Raw genomic sequence first — 21,114 nt, forward strand, 5'->3', positions numbered from 1 at the left:
TTGTATAGATGCATGCAAGATAGCCTTTAACAAAGGAGGTTTCACAGTGGCAATTAAACAAATTAAAATGCCTCAGTTAGGTGAGAGCGTAACTGAAGGTACTATAAGTAACTGGCTCGTTTCTGTAGGTGATAAGGTAAACAAATATGATCCACTTGCAGAAGTGATGACAGATAAAGTTAATGCCGAGGTTCCATCTTCCTTTAGCGGTGTTATTAAAGAAATAATAGCTGAAGAAGGTACAACACTGGATGTTGGAGAAATTATTTGCACCATTGAAATAGAGGGTGAAGAAGTAGTCTCAGAAACTCCAGTTGAGGTGAATAGCGAATCTATTGAACCAGTTGAAGCGCAAGCACAAACTGAAAAACAAGAGGTTCAATCAAATAAAAAACGTTATTCTCCTGCTGTGCTCCGTTTAGCTCAGGAAAATGATATAGACTTAGAACAAGTGAATGGTTCAGGAGCTGGCGGTAGGATTACTAGAAAGGACCTTTTACAATTAATTGAACGTGGATCGATTCCTAAAACTGGAGCTGCAAATCAAGATGATGCTCCTAAACCAACGGCTGTGCCAACTCTTCAACCAGGAATCGAACAAACCCACACTCATACTACTGCATCAACCGTGCCAGGCGACATAGAAATCCCTATTTCAGGAGTTCGCAAAGCAATTGCAGCTAATATGGTTCGAAGTAAGCATGAAGCGCCACATGCTTGGATGATGGTTGAAGTAGATGCAACAAATCTTGTTGAGTATCGCAATTCCATAAAGGATGAATTTAAGAAAAAAGAGGGCTACAACTTAACGTTCTTTGCCTTTTTCGTAAAAGCTGTGGCACAAGCATTAAAAGAATTCCCGCAAATTAATTCGATGTGGGCTGGAGAAAAAATTATTCAGAAAAAGGATATTAATCTCTCTATTGCTGTTGCAACTGAAGATTCCTTGTTTGTACCAGTTATTAAAGCAGCTGATGAAAAAACAATAAAAGGAATTGCTAGAGAGATTACAGAATTAGCGAACAAAGTGCGAACTGGAAAATTAACACCAGATGATATGCAAGGCGGCACATTTACTGTAAATAACACAGGTTCATTCGGGTCTGTGCAATCAATGGGAATCATTAATTACCCTCAAGCGGCAATTTTACAGGTAGAAACAATTGTAAAACGACCTGTTGTCATGAACAATGGAATGATAGCCGTTCGTGATATAGTAAATTTATGTATGTCGCTTGATCACCGTGTGATAGATGGATTAATTTGTGGACGGTTCTTAGCACGTGTGAAAGAAATTTTAGAAAATGTATCTAAAGAAACAACTTCGATTTATTAAAAAAGGCTGTTTTCGCAAACTTTGTTGCTATTTACCAAGTATGCGGTGAGGTTGATTTCCGCTGCAGATGCTCGCTTTCTGCGGGGCGGGCGGTGAGCCTCCTCGGCGTAAACGCCTGTGGGGTCTCACCTGTCCCGCTACTCCCGCAGGAGTCTCGCACTGCCGCTCCAATCAACCTTAAATAGTTTTCGTTTTAAAAGAAACAATCTATTAGAAAAGAGCCTTTTAAAAAAATAAAATGTAAGATGAAACAGACTAATAAGGGTCAGAACATTCAACTCCATATATAGCATTTACTGAAGTAAAGCTTTATATATGGTTTGAGGGTCTGACCCTTTGTGTTTACTTTTCTCTTCAAATGAATCTTTAGCTAGAACTTCATTGCTGATGGTGAAAAATTATAATAAAATAAAATTGTAGAACTTTTATATTTTTTATAAATGTAAGCGCTTATCAAAAGTTATTTATTCTGAATCGTTTAGTAAATGTAGTAGATCATGAATTTTTCAACAAGAGGGTGGACTTTCGAATAGGAACACTTCATGGGGAGGAACTAGGCATGATACATACAAAGGGGAATTGGAACGATTGGAAAGCTGAGGCTGAAAAAGCATTAAGGGGAAAGATGTTTGAAAGTCTAAGCTCAACTACATACGAAGGTATTAAGCTAAAGCCATTATATGCAAAAGAGGATTATGATTCTAGGAAACTGCCAATAATACATGATCATCGCGAATCGAATGATTGGAATATTAGTCAAGTTATTTTAGCTGAAAATAGCCATGAGTTGAGTGAGATGATAAAACAAGCTAAGAATAAGGGGCAGAGCTCATTTTATCTAGATAATGTTCAGTGTCTAAAAAAAATTGTGGACTTAGATGTTGCTTTTTTGCACATCGACTGGCTAAATGATTCCTTCCTTTTTGATGTAGGAGAAGACATTGGTTTTATACCTCTGTTTCTTCAATCTCGTAAAAAGAGAAATGAACTAAAGAACCTTAAAGGAACTTTAAGTTTTGACCCGTATGAAAGCATTTTAATTAATGGCGAAGAAGATATGAGGTCTGTTAAAACACAATTTGATTATCTTGCTGATACGATAAAGTGGTGTCAAATGCATGAGTGTGAAGTACGCTGTTTACTGATTAAAGGTGACCTTTATCATGAAGCAGGGGCCCATGCACTTCAAGAGCTGAACTACACCTTCTCACATGCACTTGATGTGATAAATGAGCTGCTAAATCGTGGTATATCTATAGATATCATTGCTAAAAACATAACTTTTTCTTTTGCGATAGGGTCTAATTTTTTTATGGAAATTGCTAAATTTCGAGCAGCAAAGCAATTATGGGCATCTCTTATACATGCATTAGGAGGAAACAAAGAATCACAGAAAATGTATCTTCATGCAAGAACCTCGATATTTAATAAGACAGGTTATGATGTTCATGTAAATCTTTTACGCACAACAACTGAAGGTTTTGCCGCAGCTGTAGCAGGTGTCGATGAATTATCTATCTATCCTTTTGATTATGTTTTGCCGAGTAGAGGAGAACTAGGAGAAAGAATTGCAAGAAATACTCAATTTATTTTAAAAGAGGAAAACTTACTTTTTAGTGTCATCGATCCAGCAGGAGGATCTTATTATGTAGAAACGTTAACAAATGAGCTGGCAGAACGAGCCTGGAAAGAAATAAAAGCGATCGATGAAAAAGGAGGCTTTCTCCACCTATTAAAAGAGGGTGAACCCCAAAAAGAACTTGAAGCAATATTTGAAAAAAGAGTAGATGATGTTAATAAGAGTAAAACAACGATTATTGGGACGAATGCATTTGCGAACCTTTCCGATCAAGTTGAAGCGACGTTACAAGGTATTAAACAAGCAAATGAACATCACACAGATACCAAACAAGTTACAACATTTCAAAATGCGTATATTTTTGTTAATAAGAATAAGGAAGTACCAATTGTAAAAACACAAAATCTACTTGAACAGCTAAAGATAACTCCTATTAAAAATAGACGTCTTGTAGAGCATTTTGAGCAGTTAAGAATTGCTGCTGAAACATACGTTAAAAAAAATCATCAACAATTAAAAGTTGACGTTATTGTTTTTGGGAGATTAAAAGATTATAAGCCCCGACTTGACTTCGTGACAGGCTTACTTGCTTCAGGCGGAATAACGGTAGAGGTTGTTTCATATGATCAGTTTTCATCATACCCTAATGGTAATGTGATTATCTTCTGTGGAAATGACGAGGGTTATAATAAAATTGATTCTTCTCTTATTAGTAAGATAAAGGAAGGAAAGAAATCAGTTCATCTATTTATCACCGGGAATGGTCATGAGAAGAAAATGGCGGAGTATGGGTTAAATGGTGTTATCACTACAAACATGAATGCGTATAAATTCCTAGTCACTATTCATCACTTAATGGGGGTTGGAAATTGATGAAACGTCGAACTATTACTGAGGCAAAGCTTATAAAACCGACAGCATCTCAGGATCCTTCTCCATCATTTTTCAATACACATGAGCAAATACGAGTGAAAAATAAATACGATTCAACGGACCTTGAAAAAATCGAGCATTTGGATACATTTCCAGGGACGTATCCTTATTTACGTGGGCCTTATGCGACAATGTATGTGAATAAGCCATGGACAATTAGACAGTATGCTGGATTTTCAAGTGCAGAAGAAAGTAATGCCTTTTACAAAAGAAACTTAGAGATGGGACAAAAGGGCCTATCCGTTGCCTTTGATTTGGCAACACATCGCGGCTATGATTCTGATCATCCTCGGGTAGAAGGAGATGTTGGAAAGGCAGGAGTGGCTATTGACTCCATTCAAGATATGAAGCTATTATTTGATGGAATTCCTTTAGATGAAATGTCGGTTTCAATGACAATGAATGGTGCGGTCTTGCCAATTATGGCATTTTATATCGTAACAGCAGAAGAGCAAGGAGTAGCAAAGGAAAAGCTATCAGGTACGATTCAAAATGATATTTTAAAAGAATATATGGTTCGTAATACATATATTTATCCGCCAGAAACATCAATGAGAATTATTGGCGATATTTTTGAGTATACGTCGAAAAATATGCCAAAGTTTAATAGTATAAGTATCTCTGGCTACCACATGCAGGAAGCAGGAGCACCAGCAGATCTTGAACTCGCTTATACATTGTCAGATGGTCTTGAGTATATACGAACTGGCTTAAAGGCTGGTCTTGATATTGATCAATTTGCACCTCGGTTATCGTTTTTTTGGGCGATTGGGATGAATTATTTCATGGAAGTAGCCAAGATGAGAGCAGCACGTTATATGTGGTCATCCATCGTTAAGAAGTTTAATCCTAAAAATCCAAAATCCCTTGCATTGCGAACACATTCTCAGACTTCAGGATGGAGTTTAACTGAGCAGGATCCTTTTAATAACGTTGTTCGAACATGTATCGAGGCACATGCAGCGGTAATGGGACATACCCAATCCCTCCATACGAATGCATTAGATGAGGCGATCGCATTACCAACTGATTTTTCCGCGAGAATTGCTCGAAATACACAGTTGTATTTACAGCATGAAACCGGAATCTGTGGTGTGATTGATCCATGGGGAGGCTCTTACTTTGTAGAATCCTTAACAGATTCACTCATTGAACGCGCGACAAAGCATATGGCTGAGATTGAACAGCTTGGTGGTATGACGAAAGCGATTGAAACAGGTCTTCCAAAAATGAAAATAGAGGAGGCGGCTGCGAGAAGGCAGGCGAAAATTGATTCAGGAAAAGAAACAATAATTGGAGTGAATAAATTTAAGCTTGAAAAAGAGGACCCGCTTGATATTTTGTCGATCGATAATACAGAGGTAAGAAAAAAGCAAATTCAAAGAATAAATGAAGTAAAAGCAAAGCGAAATGATGAGCTTGTGAATAAAGCCTTGCAAAAAATAACGACTGCAACCGCCAATGGTGAAGGAAATCTTTTAGAGCTAGCTGTTGAAGCAGCACGCCAGCGAGCAACACTTGGTGAAATTTCATATGCAATTGAAAAGGTTAGTAAACGCCATCAAGCAATGATTCGTTCAATTAGTGGAGTTTATAGCTCGGAATTTTCAAACGAAGAAGAAATAACCAAGGTGAGAGAGAAAACAGATCAATTTTATGAGCTTGAGGGAAGACGTCCAAGAATTCTCATTGCAAAGATGGGCCAGGACGGACATGATCGAGGAGCCAAGGTAATCGCAACAGCATTTGCTGATTTGGGCTTTGATGTAGATATCGGGCCACTCTTCCAAACACCTGCTGAAACTGCCGTACAAGCGGTAGAAAACGATGTTCATGTTGTAGGAATGAGCTCATTAGCAGCTGGCCATAAAACACTTCTTCCCCAACTTATAAATGAATTAAAAAAGTTAGGGAGAGAAGATATAATTGTCATTATTGGCGGTGTGATTCCTTATCAGGATTACGATGAGCTAAAAGAAAAGGGAGCTGCGGAAATATTTGGGCCAGGAACTGTAATACCTGTTGCTGCAACTAAGGTATTAAATAAGATCCTTGAGAGATTGGGCTATGAGGAAATTGAAGAATGACGAAATATATTCGAAAAAGCAATGAAATGGCTACAAACGAGTATATTGATGGAATTATCAAAGGTGACAGAGTTATTTTAGCTCAAGCAATAACACTAGTAGAAAGTAATGCGAAAAGACATTTTGAAAAGGCTCAGCAAATTATCGAAGCACTATTAAAAAAGAGTTCAGGATCGATAAGAATTGGAATTACAGGAGTTCCAGGTGCGGGTAAAAGTACTTTCGTTGACTCATTGGGAACTTATTTATGCCATCTCGGCTTCCGGGTCGCTGTACTCGCTATTGATCCTAGCAGTAACGTATCAAAGGGAAGTATTATGGGCGACAAAACCAGAATGGAAAGATTATCTAGAAACCCACTTGCGTTTATTAGACCTTCCCCTTCAGGAGGAAATCTAGGTGGAGTAAATCGAAAGACGAGAGAAACTATTGCTTTATGTGAAGCAGCTGGATATGATGTCATTCTTGTAGAGACAATGGGTGTAGGGCAAGGTGAATTTGTTGTCCGTGATATGGTAGACTTTTTTATGTTGCTAGTTCTAACAGGTGCAGGGGATGAGCTGCAAACGATGAAAAAAGGGATTATGGAATTACCAGATTTAGTTGTTGTCAATAAGGCTGATGGTGACAATCTTGCAAAAGCCAATAAAGCAAAGCATGAATATAACACGATTCTTCACTTTCTAAAGCCGTATACATCTGGATGGACAACAAGAGCTGTCACAGCATCTGCGTTAAAGGAAACAGGGATTGAAGACATATGGCAGTTAATCCAACAGTTTGAGGCATACACGAAAAAATGCAATATCTTTCATAAAAGAAGAAGTGATCAACAACGAAATTGGCTGCATGATCTGCTTAAACAAGAGCTTTATCAGAATTTTTATCAACATCCAAAGGTGAGTCAACAGCTTACTCGCTTTGAAAAAGCAGTGATGAACGGTGAAAGAAGTGTTGCAGCAAGTGCACTAGATTTATTAGATCTTTTCGTAAAAGATAAAAATTGAGCGATCTATTTGCTCATTTGATAGAAAGCTTGGTAAAATAAATATATTGAGTGTAAAAGGAGAGGTTTTCATTGAGTATGGATTTTAACTTATTTATGAATGATATCGTGCAACAAGCTCGCAAGGAAATTGTTGCAGCTGGATATACTGAACTTACTTCACCAGAAGAAGTAGATGAAACATTAAATAGCAAAGGCACGACTCTAGTAATGGTGAACAGTGTTTGTGGATGTGCTGGTGGGATTGCAAGACCAGCAGCAGCTCATGCTGTACATTATGACAATCGTCCAGATAATCTTGTGACTGTTTTTGCAGGACAGGATAAAGAAGCAACAGCACGAGCTCGTGAATTGTTTACTGGATATCCACCATCATCACCTTCATTTGCTTTACTTAAAGATGGTAAGTTAATGACAATGGTTGAACGTCATGAAATTGAAGGTCATGATCCAATGTCAGTCGTTGCAAAGCTTCAAGCTGCGTTTGATGAGTATTGTGAAGAAGTATAAAATGAGAAAGTAAAAATCAGTAAAAAAGAGGTAGACACACATTGTGTCTATCTCTTTTTTATGTGGGGCAACAATGATTAAAGTATTTTAAAAAAACAAATTGACGAAATATTTTTATAATTACATTTTTATGAATAAATATTGCATAATTATAAACCTGTGTTAAAATACAGAATATCGAATAATTATTAGTGGAAATACACTTATTAAAAAAGTAATGTTGGTTTATAAATTATAGGAGGAAACTATTATGAAAAAATTATCATTGTTTATTATAAGCCTTTTAGTAGTTGGCCTATTAGCAGCTTGTGGGACAAGTACAGATGATGGAAAGGGTTCAACTTCAGGGTCTGAATCAGAAGATAAGAAAGTGTTAAAAATGGCAACTTCAGCTGATTATCCACCATTTGAATATATTGATACAGCTAAAGGTAGTGACATTATCGGTTTTGATATTGATCTTGCAAATGCATTAGCAGAAAAAACTGGTTATGAAATTGAAGTACAGGATATGGATTTTAATAGTTTAATCCCGGCTCTTCAAGCAAAACAAATTGATATCGTGTTATCAGGCATGACACCAACACCAGAGCGTGAAGAGAATGTCGATTTTTCAGATATCTATTACACAGCAAACCATATGATTATTTCTTTGAAGGATAAAGAAATAAAAAGCCTTGAAGAACTTGAAGGAAAAACAATTGGTGTTCAATTAGGTTCGATCCAAGAAGAAAAAGCTACAGAAATATCAGAACAGGTTGACCTGAAAATTGAAAATCGCAATAAAATTTCAGACTTAATTCAAGAATTAAAATCTGGTCGTATTGATGCAGCTATTATTGAAGATCTAGTAGCTAATGGCTATATTGAAAAAGACAAAGATTTAGCAGGCTTTACTCTTAATGCACCGGAAGATGAAGCAGGGTCAGCAATTGCTTTCCAAAAGGATAGTAAATATACAGAAGAATTTAATGAAGCATTAAATGAAATGAAAGAAAATGGAGAACTTGAAGATTTAGTTTCAAAATGGTTCGGTGGCGAAGAATAAGTGATCCACTTTTCTTTTGAAAAATGCAATGGGACTGACAGCTAATTATAGTGTCAGCCCTTTTTTATGAACAGGCACGTACTTAATTTAGATTGAAAGGATTTGGCAGTAGAATGGATATTAACTTTACCTCAATTATTCCATCCTTGCCCTTTATCTTGGAAGGGATTTGGGTAACATTACAAATTGTTGTGCTTTCCTTATTACTTGGTTTTGCATGGGGAATCATTCTAGCTTTATTTAAAATTAGTCGAATAAAACCTTTAATGTGGTTTGCTGATGCATATACATCGATTTTTAGAGGAACACCGTTAGTGTTGCAATTACTTATTATATATTTTGGACTTCCTCAAATACTAGGCTTTCCAATTGATCCTTATCCTGCAGCTGTAGCAGCATTTACGTTAAACTCAGGTGCATATATTTCAGAAATCATTCGTGCGGGAATAAATGCGATTGATAAAGGACAACAAGAAGCATCAATGGCATTAGGTATCCCATATGCAAAGATGATGAAGGATATTATTATGCCTCAAGCATTTAAAAATATTATGCCTGCATTAATGAATGAGTTTATTACTTTAACAAAAGAATCTGCGATCGTAACTGTAATTGGCGTACAGGATATTATGAGACGAGCTTATCAAGTTGGAGCAGATTCTTATAACTACTTTGCTCCATTATTATTCGCAGGTCTAATTTACTATATATTAGTAATGTTTTTAACACTCCTTGGTAAAGGTATAGAAGGGAGAATGAGACGCAGTGATTAAAGTTGAAAATTTGCATAAGTCATATGGGAAGTTAGAGGTATTAAAAGGAATTTCAACAACGATTGCTTCTGGTGAGGTGATTGCAATTATTGGACCATCTGGTTCTGGTAAGTCTACGTTTTTACGTTGTATAAATTTACTTGAAAAACCAACAGATGGAAAAGTGTTGATTAATGATCAAGAAATCACAAATCCAAAAACCGATATTTCAAAGATTCGTCAAAATGTAGGAATGGTGTTTCAGCATTTCCATTTATTCCCACATAAGTCTGTTCTCGATAATTTAACATATGCACCAATGACCGTAAAAGGGCTAACAAAGCAGGAAGCAGAGGAACAAGCGAAAACCTTATTAAACAAAGTAGGTCTCCTCGAAAAGGCTTCGGAATATCCAAATCGTTTATCTGGTGGACAAAAACAGCGAGTCGCAATTGCAAGAGCTCTTGCAATGAATCCTGATGTTATTTTGTTTGATGAGCCTACTTCAGCTCTAGATCCAGAAATGGTAAAGGAAGTACTTGAAGTAATGAAGGATTTGGCGCAAACAGGTATAACAATGGCGATTGTTACACATGAAATGGGCTTTGCTAAAGAGGTTGCTGATCGTGTTCTTTTCCTTGATGGCGGAAAGCTAGTTGAGGATGCTCCACCAAGTGAGTTCTTTACTGCACCAAAAACAAAGCGAGCACAAGAATTTTTAGAACAAATGCTATAAAATACATGAAAAAAGGTGGTCTGTTGATCATCTTTTTTCTATTTTACCTATATTTAGTGTAAACTATTTTTCATATAAACAATTTAAATTTTTAACAATTCAAATCGAGGAGATTTCTTATGTTTAAGATTGGTTATCGGACTGTAAAAACAGCTCTTGGAACAACCATAGCTGTAATGCTTGCACAATATCTTCAGCTAGATAATTATATTTCTGCCGGAATTATAACAATTTTATGTATAAAAGTGACCAAGAAAAAATCTCTCAAAAGCTCTCGGGCAAGGTTACTTGCATGTACGATAGCGATCATTTTTTCATTCATCTTTTTTGAAGGTCTCACCTATCATCCAATTATTATTGGAATTATGTTGTTAGTTTTTATCCCTACAACCGTGTTAGTGCGTGCTTCAGAAGGAATTGTCACAAGTGCTGTCATTATTTTTCATTTATACAATGCTGAAAACATCACTCTCCAATTGATTGGTAATGAGTTTATGTTAATCATTATTGGTATTGGTGTAGCTCTCATCATGAATTTATATATGCCAAGTGTTGAATCAAAGCTAAAAAATTATCAACTTCAAGTTGAGGAAAATCTAGCATTAATTTTTCAAGAAATTGAAATGTACCTTACTGATAATGATCGAAAATGGGATGGTAATGAATTAATCAAGACAGCTGAATTATTAAATGAGGCTAAAACAATGGCTTTCCGTGATGTTGAAAATCACTTTTTACGCCATGAGAATACATATTATCATTATTTTAAAATGAGAGAAAAACAATTTGAAATTATTGAACGAGTGATTCCATTGGTTACTTCTGTTCAAAATTCTGTTGAACAAAGTAAGATGATTGCTGAGTTTATTCATGATCTTCGTATGAATATACATCCTGGAAATACAGCTCATAAATTTCTAGTTCAATTACTCGAAATAAAACAATCTTTTGAAGAGATGGAATTACCTCAAACGCGGGAAGAATTTGAGGTAAGAGCTGCTCTCCTGCATTTTGTCGGAGAAATGGAAAGGTATTTAATCATAAAAAGTCAGTTTAAAGGAATGAATACATAGTATTGTTCTTGCGTTACTCGTTTATATTAAAAGAAAAAGGACGTTGATACGATGAAAACAATGCTTCTTTTTCTTTCAATTATTACATCACCCATTTGGCCGCTAGGACCAAATCCAATAGTTGGTGATCCATTTATTATTATTAACAAGCAATCGAATGAATTAGCTTATATAAATCAAAATGAAATTCAAGAAATATTTCCAGTTGCTACAGGGAAGTCGAATGATCTTACACCAGAAGGTAAGTTTACAGTTATTGTAAAGGCTGTTGATCCATATTATCGGAAAAAGGATATTACTGGAGGCGATCCGAAAAATCCATTAGGCACAAGATGGATCGGGTTTGATGCAGAGGAAACTGATGGCCGGACATATGGAATTCATGGAACTAATAATGAAGATTCAATTGGCCATTATGTAACACAAGGATGTGTAAGAATGAAAAATAAAAATGTTGAAAGCCTCTTTGAAGTTATTCCTTTAGGCACAAGGATATTAATTCTGAATTCTAATGAGACATTTGAAGAGTTAGCGATAAAACATGGAGCAATGAAAAAATGAGTCTGATTCTTGAATCAGACTCATTTTTATTTTTTGAATTGGGGCTGTAATTCCAAAGCTAATACTAACCTATTCAATAAATACATAAGTTTATAATATTCATTCTTCGTATTCTTTTTTGAAGATTTGACCTTAAATTAAAACCAAACCGATACACCAGCAAGCAATGTAGTAACAAGCATGACGCCAATCATTAAATAAACGACAACTTTTTGTGTTTTACGAGACATATTTCTTCACTCCTTATCCTATTATTTTAACGTGAATGGTTCATTTGGACAACACTTAACACTTGTTAAAATTTGAAAGGAATTCGAAGAAAAAGCAGGGATTTCTCACAGGAAGAGAGAAGTTTATTATATCGTGATAACGTTTACATTGCAGGTGGGAGGGATGTTATATGATAAAAAAGATTGATCATATTGGGGTAGCAGTGCATTCGATTGAAGCTGTATTACCATTTTATACAGATGCCTTACAATTAACATTACTTGGTTATGAAGAAATACCATCACAACAAGTGAGAGTTACTTTTTTATCCGCAGGAGAAACAAAAATTGAATTATTGGAACCGATGTCAGAAGATAGTGCAATTGCCAAATTTCTGTCTAAAAGAGGTGAAGGCATTCATCATATTGCATATGGAGTAACAGATATAACAACACGTATAGCAGAACTTAAAGAAAAAGGAGTTCCACTTATCGATGAGATTCCTCGAGCAGGAGCGGCAAATGCAAAGATCGCTTTTTTACATCCAAAAGCAGCAAATAATGTATTAGTTGAGCTATGTGAAAAACGAGGTGATCATGATGACGATTGATATTTATGAAAAAATTAATGAGCTATATGAAAAGAGGCGTGAAATTGAGCTGGGTGGTGGGGATGAAAAAATTGCGAAGCAGCATGAAAAAGGAAAGCTAACTGCTAGAGAGAGAATTAATCTACTTGTAGATGAAGGATCATTCGTAGAGTTAAATCCATTTATCGAGCATCGTTGTAACGATTTTGGATTAACAGACAAAAAGGGACCTGGAGATGGTGTTGTAACTGGCTTTGGGAAAGTAAATGGTAGACCAATTTATTTATTTTCTCAGGACTTTACTGTATTTGGCGGTGCTCTTGGCGAAATGCATGCAAAAAAAATTGCTGCGGTTATGGATTTAGCAGCAAAAAATGGGACACCGTTTATTGGACTAAATGACTCAGGCGGTGCGAGAATTCAAGAAGGTGTGGTATCATTAGATGGTTACGGACAAATCTTTTATCGCAATACGATCTATTCTGGTGTTATTCCCCAGCTGTCTGTCATTCTAGGTCCTTGTGCAGGTGGTGCAGTTTATTCACCAGCAATTACCGATTTTGTGTTCATGGTGGAAAAATCTAGTCAAATGTTTATTACTGGACCTAAGGTGATTGAAACCGTAACTGGGGAAAAGATAAGCTCTGAGGATTTAGGTGGAGCATATGTACATAATACAATTAGTGGTAATGCACACTTCTCAGGTTCAACTGAAGAAGATGTCTTGCTTCAAGTTCGAGCACTTTTAAGTTATCTGCCGCAGAATAATGATGAAAAACCGCCAATATTGCAGTATGAAGAACATGATGAATACCGCCCAGACTTAACAGAAGTAATTCCTTTTGATGCAGTGCGACCATATGATGTGCGTGTTGTGATTGAGCAGGTTGTTGATAAGGATTCTTTTCTAGAGGTTCAAAAGGATTTTGCAAAAAATATCGTAATCGGCCTAGCGAGAATAAAAGGTGAGGTAATCGGACTTGTCTGTAATCAACCAAAATATATGGCAGGGGGTCTTGATATTAATTCATCCGATAAAGCGGCAAGATTTATCCGCTTTTGTGACTCATTTCAAATCCCACTGATTACATTTGAGGATGTTACAGGTTTCTTCCCAGGAGTAAAGCAAGAACATGGGGGAATTATTCGCCATGGTGCAAAAATCTTATATGCCTATTCTGAGGCTACTGTTCCAAAGCTTACGGTTATTTTACGAAAGGCATATGGTGGAGCGTATGTGGCATTAAACAGTAAATCAATAGGTGCTGACATTGTTTATGCATGGCCAAATGCTGAAATTGCTGTAATGGGTCCACAAGGAGCGGCAAATATTATTTTTTCTAAAGAAATCCAAACGAGTGAAAACCCTGAGGAAATAAGAAAAGACAAAATAGAAGAATATCGTGAAAAATTTGCAAATCCTTATGTTGCTGCTAGTCAGGGAATGGTTGACGATGTCATTGACCCAAGAGAAACAAGAATCAAGCTTATCCAGGCACTTGACATGCTAAGAACAAAAAAAGAAACAAGACCAGTGAAAAAACATGGGAATATTCCCCTTTAATATTAGGAGGTAAGGAAATGATTAATAAACAACGATTACTAGACGAGTTTTTAGAGCTTGTACAGGTAGATTCAGAAACAAAGCATGAAGCAGAGATTGCAAAGTTGTTAAAGGGTAAATTTACAGAACTTGGATTACATGTCATTGAAGATGACACAACTGGTGTGACTGGTCACGGTGCAGGTAACTTAGTTTGTACATTAGAGGCAACTAAAGAGAACGTTGATACAATCTATTTTACATCACATATGGACACTGTCGTACCTGGGAATGGGATTAAACCAAGTATAAAAGATGGATATGTTGTTACAGATGGTACAACAATTCTTGGTGCTGATGATAAAGCGGGTTTAGCTGCGATGTTAGAAGCGATTAAGACTTTAAAGGAACAAAACATTCAGCATGGAAAAATTGAATTTGTGATAACTGCTGGAGAAGAATCAGGCTTAGTTGGGGCTAAAGCATTGGATCCTGCTTTAATGACAGCAAAATACGGCTATGCATTGGATAGTGATGGAAAAGTTGGAACGATAATTGTTGCTGCTCCTACACAGGCTAAAGTGAAAGCAACGATCTATGGTAAAACAGCTCATGCAGGTGTTGCACCTGAAAAAGGAGTTTCTGCCATTACAATTGCTGCAAAAGCGATTTCAAAAATGCCATTAGGTAGAATTGACCATGAAACGACAGCAAATATCGGTCGTTTTGAAGGTGGCACTCAAACGAATATTGTGTGTGACTTAGTACATATTCTTGCAGAAGCACGCTCATTAATTCCTGAAAAAATGGAAGAACAAGTGAAAAAAATGAAGGATGCCTTTGAAAAGGTTGCAGCTGAGATGGGTGGTCGTGCTGAAGTGGAAGTAGAAGTCATGTATCCTGGCTTTAAATTTGGTGATGGGGATCATGTAGTTGAAGTAGCAAAACGTGCAGCAGCACGAATTGGTCGCGAAAGTGAGCTTCAAACAAGTGGTGGTGGAAGTGATGCCAATGTGATTGCTGGTAATGGTATTCCAACTGTAAACTTGGCTGTAGGTTATGAAGAAATTCATACAACAAATGAAAAGATGCCAATAGAAGAATTAGAAAAAACTGCAGAACTTGTTTTAGCAGTGATTCAAGAAGTTGCAAAATAAGTACGAAAAAGAAAGAACGCACGGGTATTCCGTGCGTTCTTTCTTTTTCTTCGTGGAATCTTTTTATATAAACAGTTCATAATAAGGAAATAGAAGCATTTATACAATCATAACTAAAAATGATTTTTTCCTCCATTTTTATTGATTATTACCATCTATACTTTTGTCAAAAACAAAGAAAATAAGAAGGTACGTAATCAAACTTAAAGGAGGCGTTTTGATTGATAAACAAAAAATTCAGTATGTTCGTTACAGGTGCGCTAGTTGCGGGACTTGTAGCGTGTAATAATAATAACGAAGCTTTAGATACTACCGATGTTAATCGAGCTGGAACAGTTGATGTTTCTGATAACGTTAATTATAACGGTCGGAGCTATGGGCCAATTACACGTGACATTGGTACCAGATATAACGAAGGTGCAAATGAATTAAGAACTGCTCACCGTGATCGTCAAAATACAGTGACTGAAAATGATTTTGATTTTGATTTTATTCCAGATCGTAATGGCAATATTGATGGTATGGATCTTTCGAGTTCGAAGACAGATGTCTCTAGTAACAAATATCCACACACAAGAGCAATCGCGGTTCAAGAAGCAAGATTCAAGACTATTCAAGCAAATAGCCCAGAAGAGGCACAGCAAAAAGCTCAACAATATATAAACCAATTCAAGCAACAAGCCGAGCAAAGAGCACCACAAGCACCACAAGCACAACAGCGTACACAACAAAACCAAGTAGAAGCGCCAACACAGCAGCAACCAAAAGCTCAAGCACCACAAGAACAAAAGCAACAAGCACCAACACAGCAACAACAGCAAGCTAAAGCACCAGCTGAGAAACAGCCTGAAACTCAACAACCAACACAAGGGTTGAGCCAAGCCGTTCAACAGGTTATAGAGCTAACAAACGCTGAAAGACGTAAAAACGGTTTGTCCGACTTGAAAGGTGATACGAAATTAAGTGGAGTTGCTCAAAAGAAATCAGAGGATATGAGACAAAATCATTATTTTTCTCATACAAGTCCAACTTATGGTTCTCCTTTTGACATGATGAGAGACTTTGGTGTTACGTATAAAACGGCAGGTGAAAACATTGCTCAAGGTCAACAAACACCTGAACAGGTAGTTCAAGCGTGGATGAATAGTGAAGGCCACCGTAAAAATATTTTAAGTAAGGATTTTACTCACATAGGTGTTGGCTATGATCAAAACGGTCATCATTGGACACAAATGTTTATTGGTAAATAAAAACCAAAAAGAAGCAGATCGTTAATCTGCTTCTTTTTGGTTTTTTTCCTGTTGTTAAAGGCTGAAATTTATTTTTATTAAAACTAATTAGTTAATTGTGCGTCTAATATGTAGAGGGTTAGAGGGATTTCTCTTATACCTATAATGTGACAACATTATAGTTTAGAAAAATATGTTATATTTTGTATGTTTTTCCTAGTGGAAATGTTATTCTATTATAGATATATAGTTTTTTATAGTACTATCTCCTAAATACATCGAAGTACGGTGATAAAGTTGTCCACAAAAAAATATAGTTATTTTGATGCTTCTCTACTATTTTTCTTATTTTTATTAATGGTTTCTAGCTGTATCAGTATCTTTAGTGCACAAAAATATGCACAATATGATGAAAATTTTATGTTAAAGCAAATCATTTGGTTTGTATTAGGTTTGTTAGTAGCATCTGTTATCTTCTTATTTGACTTTGAACAAATAAGTAAAGTAACACCTTATTTTTACGGATTTGGCCTTATTTTATTAATAGGAATACTTGTTGCACCTGAGTCGATTGCTCCTTATCGGAATGGGGCAAAATCGTGGTTTATTGTTCCGGGAATAGGATCTATCCAACCATCAGAATATATGAAAATATTTTTAATTTTGATGTTAGCAAACGTTACCCAAAAACACTATGAACGATTTCACATAGATAGTATTGGACAAGATCTTTTCCTGTTAGTAAAAATAGCTGCGGTTTCACTAGCACCGATTATTCTAATCCTTCTACAAAATGATTTTGGGTCTTCATTAGTTATGCTTGTTATCACGATTTCGGTCATCTTTATATCAGGCATTAATTGGAGAATTATTTCAATATTATTTTTACTTTTGGTTTCATTAGTAGGTGCACTTGTGCTTATTTTCTTATATAATCCCGAATTTTTATTAAATATTTTTGGTACGTATCAATTAAATCGAATTTATTCATGGTTAAATCCATTTGAACATGCCGAAGGGATTGGTTACCAGCTAAAACAGTCACTCTTAGCGATTGGGTCAGGAATGATGGATGGAAAAGGATTTCATAATAGTAATGTGTACACACCTGAAGCACATTCTGATTTTATCTTTACAATTGTAGCTGAAGAATTTGGATTTTTAGGTGCTGCTTTTGTGGTTGCCTTATATTTTTTAATCATTTACCGAATGCTAGGTATTGCTATGTATGCTAGAAGCAAAATCTTTGAATTTTATATCTGTATTGGTATGGTTGCTCTATTTACATTTCACACTTTTCAAAATATAGGGATGGTCACGGGCTTACTACCAATTACGGGGATACCATTACTCTTAATGAGTTATGGAGGGAGTTCAGTTTTGGCTAGTATGATCGGAATTGGCTTAGTTTTAAATATATCTTTAAAGAAAAGAGATTATATGTTTTCAGAGGATGATTAAGTGAAGATATTTCTGTTAAGTAGCAATAAAGTTTACGAAAATAGCCAAAAAGAAAAAACACGCTTCAAACTCAAATTGAGTTGTTCAGCGTGTTTTTTGATTCGTTATTCCAATCCCTCAATCACCATAGTATTTACAGGTAGGAATGATTCCCCCGTTTCCAAATAGTTCACGTTTACTTTATCTCCCACTTGCAAGTAAATTGCTAATGCGTTATTTTCAGAAGAAATGACATAGCTTTGACGATTGTCTAAAAGGAACGAAATGATTGTGTAGTCTCCAGACTTTTCTTTGTATACTCTAACAACTGTTCCAGTTACTTGTTTTTCCTCTGCTTTGGAATTCCCATCTACAGTACTGCCACCTTTTTGTAATGCTGTCTTATACTGTTTTAAAGCCTGATTTGGGGTAGTTCCATAAACTGATATTTCTGGATTTGCAGCAGATACAATAAAGTAATTTTGTAGAAAACCGTTGGAATCTAATACAGGTGTTAACCAACTAGCTTCTCCGTAAAAGTTATAGAGTACAGGCATTTCTCCATGCCATTTCTTTTCGATGAATTTCTTTTCGATAATTTGCAAGGCTCCCTGTGAATCCATATAGGATTCTTCTAAGTTACCTGTATAATAGGTAGCTTGACCAGTTCTTGAATTGGTAAGAGAATATCCTAGCATTGAGTCAACACCAGCTTTTGGACTAGTGAAATCGGTGAAATAATACATGTCTCCATTTTTATCAAAAATAGGACTAACATTTGCCTCAGTTCCTTCATCAGAAGGGAGTTTCACATCTGATTTACCAAATTTACTATTCCAAAATCCATGTACGTAATTTCCAAAATAACTATTTTGTAAGCTTACAGCTTCAGGCGATACTGAGCCATCAATAAATTCTGGCACATCATTTAATGAATAATCCTTTGTATTACCACTTTTAGGATCAACAACTACTACACCTTTAACTGTAAAACCATTGCGGGCTGATACAAATTCGCCATATGAACGAATGTAATATGGCTTTCCGTTATCATCAATTTCTAACTGGACATCTCCATAAAAAATATGTTTAGGATAATTCATTCGGATATGTCTTTCAATCTTTTTATTAAAATAGGAGGATGGAGTATAAACCATCTCTGTTTTCATGAATTTTGGATTAGCTGAGGAATCAGTTGCACTTAATGTGAAATAACCAGGTGTTTCATCACCATTCCACCATTTGAAAAACCCTGAAAATTCTACAGGCGCAATATAGACAAATTCTCCGTTCACTTTTTGGATTTGCAGATTCCCAAGCTCATAATAGCTCGTATTTGGAACTTGACCGAATGCTTTTTTCATTTTATTTCGTGCAAATTGTGGTGGAACACTTGCAGGTGTTTCCTTTTCATCAAACGCTTTAATTTCAACCTGTTCTTCCATTTTTGCATGTTTGAACTTTTCATCAGCGTTAAAAATGCCAGCTGTAAGGAAGTAAATTCCAATTATAAGGCTACCTGCAAAAAGTACTCCTTTTATCATCCTTTCTTTCCCACTAGCGAATAAAGCCCCAGCTGCAGTTATGATGATAGAAAACAGCCATAAGGAGGAAAGGTTCATGTCTAGGTTACTAAGGTAATAGAATGCAAATACAGAAGGTATCGCAATAATTAATGATGTAATTACTGCTCCAGATATTGGTTTTTTATCCTCTTTGCTGGCATTGTTTCTTTTAGTAAAGGGGATAAGTACAAGTGCAGATGCTAACCCAACAATGAGTGCAAATAATAAAATGTTTCCCATAATGTCTCCCTTCATAGTTGAACATGTTATTAGTTTATAATCTTAATACGGATACGATAATGAAAAGTTTCATAAATTCGAGATGACAGTATAAATTGAGATTCATAGTAGGGATCCTTCTCTTAATTTTCTGTAAAATGCAAAAAAAGGTAAAAGAAAATAATGTCTTCTTTTACCTTTAACAACGATGTCTAAACGAATATAAAATATAAAACAAATAAGATACTAAGCACATACATAATTGGATGAACTTCTTTAAAGCGCTTTTGAGCAATCATTGCACAGGGGTATAAAATAAATCCTAGTGCAATTCCAGTTGCTACACTAGATGTTAGTGGCATCATAATAATTGTGACAAACGAAGGAATAACGATTTCTAATCTGCTCCAATTTATTTTGCTTATTTCCATAGCCATCAAAGCACCAACAATGATCAATGCAGGAGCCGTCACCTCAGGTGTGATAACTGACAAAATTGGTGAAAAGAAAAGTGCGATCGTAAAGCAAACCGAGATAATAATAGCAGTGAACCCTGTTCTTCCACCAACAGCAATCCCAGCAGTTGATTCTACAAAGGATGCTGTTGTTGATGTACCAAATATTGCTCCAGCAACTCCTGAAGTAGAATCAGCTAGTAATGCACGTCCTGCATTTGGTATTTTGTTGTCTTTCATTATTCCAGCTTGACTAGCAACAGCTATAAGTGCACCAGCTGTATCAAAAAATGCAACAAATAAAAAGGTGAAAATAACCGCGAGTATTTCAGGTGTAAAGATTTCACCTAAGTGTGAGAAAACAACGCCAAATGTAGGCTCAATGCTTGGTACTTTACCAACAATCGAATTAGGTACTTCAATCAAACCAACAATCATTCCGATAATTGTCGTAATAACCATTCCTAAAAAAATCCCGCCATTTATTCCTCTTACTAACATCATTAATGTAATAATAAAGCCAACAACAGCAAGCCCTGTTACTGGAGAAGCTAATTCTCCGATTGAAACAAATGTATCTGGATTTGAAACGATAATCCCAGCATTCTTTAAACCAATAAACGCAATGAAAAAGCCAATCCCTGCAGCAATTGCGTGCTTTAAATCCTGAGGGATGACATTAATAATTTTTTCGCGAATTTTCAATAAACTTAAAATCATAAAAATAATTCCGGCGACAAAAACACCGGTTAAGGCAATTTGCCATTCAATTCCCATTCCAATACAAACTGAAAACGTGAAAAATGAATTAAGTCCCATACTTGGAGCAATCCCGATTGGGTAGTTAGCAAGTAGACCTATTAAAAGAGAACCGACAATTGCTGAAAGTGCAGTTGCAGTAAAAAGGGCTCCTTTGTCCATTCCTGCCTGGCTTAATATGATGGGATTGACTACTAAAATATAGGCCATAGATAGGAAGGTTGTGATCCCAGCGAGTGTTTCTTTTTTATATGAAGTTTCTCGTTCTTCAAATTGAAAAAACTTTTTCATGATGATTTTCCTCCTACTGCAATAAGTATAAACAAA

At 35.9% G+C, this 21,114-nt stretch carries 18 protein-coding genes; 15 read left to right on the forward strand and 3 right to left on the reverse strand.

Annotated features, from left to right (window positions below):
• Positions 1-46 precede the first annotated feature (46 nt).
• The 10 genes from WCV66_RS12740 to WCV66_RS12785 all read left to right on the forward strand — a co-directional run bounded on the left by WCV66_RS12740 (position 47) and on the right by WCV66_RS12785 (position 11,621).
• Positions 47-1,336 carry a dihydrolipoamide acetyltransferase family protein gene (locus WCV66_RS12740; RefSeq protein ID WP_338789213.1) on the forward strand — a complete coding sequence of 430 codons (1,290 nt, stop codon included), beginning with the start codon at positions 47-49 and terminating at the stop codon, positions 1,334-1,336.
• Between the two features lie 559 nt (positions 1,337-1,895).
• Positions 1,896-3,788 (forward strand): methylmalonyl-CoA mutase family protein, encoded by a 1,893-nt coding sequence (locus WCV66_RS12745; protein ID WP_338789215.1) that lies wholly within the window; start codon positions 1,896-1,898, stop codon positions 3,786-3,788.
• Positions 3,788-5,935, forward strand: coding sequence for a methylmalonyl-CoA mutase (gene scpA, locus WCV66_RS12750; RefSeq protein WP_338789217.1), 2,148 nt, complete (start codon positions 3,788-3,790; stop codon positions 5,933-5,935). The genes WCV66_RS12745 and scpA overlap by 1 nt, the downstream gene beginning before the upstream one ends.
• Positions 5,932-6,942 carry a methylmalonyl Co-A mutase-associated GTPase MeaB gene (gene meaB / locus WCV66_RS12755; protein WP_338789219.1) on the forward strand — a complete coding sequence of 337 codons (1,011 nt, stop codon included), beginning with the start codon at positions 5,932-5,934 and terminating at the stop codon, positions 6,940-6,942. Before scpA ends, meaB begins: the two co-directional genes overlap by 4 nt.
• Positions 6,943-7,013: 71 nt before the next feature.
• Positions 7,014-7,451, forward strand: a complete 438-nt coding sequence (locus WCV66_RS12760) for a BrxA/BrxB family bacilliredoxin (RefSeq protein ID WP_066330234.1) — start codon at positions 7,014-7,016, stop codon at positions 7,449-7,451.
• 250 nt (positions 7,452-7,701) lie between these two features.
• Positions 7,702-8,499, forward strand: a complete 798-nt coding sequence (locus WCV66_RS12765; protein ID WP_066330233.1) for a transporter substrate-binding domain-containing protein — start codon at positions 7,702-7,704, stop codon at positions 8,497-8,499.
• 113 nt (positions 8,500-8,612) lie between these two features.
• Complete coding sequence (locus WCV66_RS12770) at positions 8,613-9,272, forward strand: amino acid ABC transporter permease (RefSeq protein ID WP_066330232.1); 660 nt, start codon at positions 8,613-8,615, stop codon at positions 9,270-9,272.
• Complete coding sequence (locus WCV66_RS12775) at positions 9,265-9,987, forward strand: amino acid ABC transporter ATP-binding protein (RefSeq protein ID WP_338789226.1); 723 nt, start codon at positions 9,265-9,267, stop codon at positions 9,985-9,987. The genes WCV66_RS12770 and WCV66_RS12775 overlap by 8 nt, the downstream gene beginning before the upstream one ends.
• Positions 9,988-10,106: 119 nt before the next feature.
• Positions 10,107-11,060: an aromatic acid exporter family protein gene (locus tag WCV66_RS12780; RefSeq protein ID WP_338789228.1), complete on the forward strand. Its 954-nt coding sequence runs from the start codon at positions 10,107-10,109 to the stop codon at positions 11,058-11,060.
• 51 nt (positions 11,061-11,111) lie between these two features.
• Entirely contained in the window at positions 11,112-11,621 is a 510-nt protein-coding gene (locus WCV66_RS12785) for a L,D-transpeptidase (protein ID WP_066330226.1), read from the forward strand.
• Positions 11,622-11,758: 137 nt separating this feature from the next.
• On the opposite strand, the gene prli42 is transcribed toward WCV66_RS12785, so the two are convergent.
• Positions 11,759-11,851: a stressosome-associated protein Prli42 gene (gene prli42, locus WCV66_RS12790; protein ID WP_157094347.1), complete on the reverse strand. Its 93-nt coding sequence runs from the start codon at positions 11,849-11,851 to the stop codon at positions 11,759-11,761.
• A 170-nt stretch (positions 11,852-12,021) separates the two neighbouring features.
• On the opposite strand from prli42, the gene mce reads away from it, so the two are divergent.
• The 5 genes from mce to WCV66_RS12815 all read left to right on the forward strand — a co-directional run bounded on the left by mce (position 12,022) and on the right by WCV66_RS12815 (position 17,810).
• Positions 12,022-12,441, forward strand: coding sequence for a methylmalonyl-CoA epimerase (gene mce, locus WCV66_RS12795; RefSeq protein WP_338789230.1), 420 nt, complete (start codon positions 12,022-12,024; stop codon positions 12,439-12,441).
• Positions 12,437-13,984, forward strand: a complete 1,548-nt coding sequence (locus tag WCV66_RS12800) for an acyl-CoA carboxylase subunit beta (RefSeq protein ID WP_066330264.1) — start codon at positions 12,437-12,439, stop codon at positions 13,982-13,984. Before mce ends, WCV66_RS12800 begins: the two co-directional genes overlap by 5 nt.
• A 17-nt stretch (positions 13,985-14,001) precedes the next feature.
• Positions 14,002-15,120 carry a tripeptidase T gene (locus WCV66_RS12805; RefSeq protein WP_338789231.1) on the forward strand — a complete coding sequence of 373 codons (1,119 nt, stop codon included), beginning with the start codon at positions 14,002-14,004 and terminating at the stop codon, positions 15,118-15,120.
• 221 nt (positions 15,121-15,341) lie between these two features.
• Positions 15,342-16,370: a CAP domain-containing protein gene (locus tag WCV66_RS12810; RefSeq protein WP_338789233.1), complete on the forward strand. Its 1,029-nt coding sequence runs from the start codon at positions 15,342-15,344 to the stop codon at positions 16,368-16,370.
• 276 nt (positions 16,371-16,646) lie between these two features.
• A complete protein-coding gene (locus WCV66_RS12815) occupies positions 16,647-17,810 on the forward strand; it encodes an FtsW/RodA/SpoVE family cell cycle protein (RefSeq protein WP_338789235.1) in 1,164 nt (387 codons plus the stop codon).
• Positions 17,811-17,914: 104 nt separating this feature from the next.
• Here the strand turns inward: WCV66_RS12815 and WCV66_RS12820 are convergent, their stop codons facing one another.
• Together WCV66_RS12820 and WCV66_RS12825 are read right to left on the reverse strand one after the other, a co-directional pair.
• Positions 17,915-19,594: a hypothetical protein gene (locus WCV66_RS12820; RefSeq protein WP_338789237.1), complete on the reverse strand. Its 1,680-nt coding sequence runs from the start codon at positions 19,592-19,594 to the stop codon at positions 17,915-17,917.
• A gap of 191 nt (positions 19,595-19,785) precedes the next feature.
• A complete protein-coding gene (locus WCV66_RS12825; RefSeq protein ID WP_185653547.1) occupies positions 19,786-21,078 on the reverse strand; it encodes an NCS2 family permease in 1,293 nt (430 codons plus the stop codon).
• Between the last annotated feature and the right edge of the window lie 36 nt (positions 21,079-21,114).

The organism is Metabacillus rhizosphaerae (assembly GCF_037201795.1).
Classification (GTDB): Bacteria; Bacillota; Bacilli; order Bacillales; family Bacillaceae; genus Metabacillus; species Metabacillus rhizosphaerae.

Coding starts and splice junctions, on each gene's coding strand:
- WCV66_RS12745 (WP_338789215.1), top strand. CDS start 1,896: ATGATACATACAAAGGGGAATTGGAACGATTGGAAAGCTGAGGCTGAA.
- scpA (WP_338789217.1), top strand. CDS start 3,788: ATGAAACGTCGAACTATTACTGAGGCAAAGCTTATAAAACCGACAGCA.
- meaB (WP_338789219.1), top strand. CDS start 5,932: ATGACGAAATATATTCGAAAAAGCAATGAAATGGCTACAAACGAGTAT.
- WCV66_RS12765 (WP_066330233.1), top strand. CDS start 7,702: ATGAAAAAATTATCATTGTTTATTATAAGCCTTTTAGTAGTTGGCCTA.
- WCV66_RS12770 (WP_066330232.1), top strand. CDS start 8,613: ATGGATATTAACTTTACCTCAATTATTCCATCCTTGCCCTTTATCTTG.
- WCV66_RS12780 (WP_338789228.1), top strand. CDS start 10,107: ATGTTTAAGATTGGTTATCGGACTGTAAAAACAGCTCTTGGAACAACC.
- WCV66_RS12785 (WP_066330226.1), top strand. CDS start 11,112: ATGAAAACAATGCTTCTTTTTCTTTCAATTATTACATCACCCATTTGG.
- prli42 (WP_157094347.1), bottom strand. CDS start 11,851: ATGTCTCGTAAAACACAAAAAGTTGTCGTTTATTTAATGATTGGCGTC.
- mce (WP_338789230.1), top strand. CDS start 12,022: ATGATAAAAAAGATTGATCATATTGGGGTAGCAGTGCATTCGATTGAA.
- WCV66_RS12805 (WP_338789231.1), top strand. CDS start 14,002: ATGATTAATAAACAACGATTACTAGACGAGTTTTTAGAGCTTGTACAG.
- WCV66_RS12820 (WP_338789237.1), bottom strand. CDS start 19,594: ATGGGAAACATTTTATTATTTGCACTCATTGTTGGGTTAGCATCTGCA.
- WCV66_RS12825 (WP_185653547.1), bottom strand. CDS start 21,078: ATGAAAAAGTTTTTTCAATTTGAAGAACGAGAAACTTCATATAAAAAA.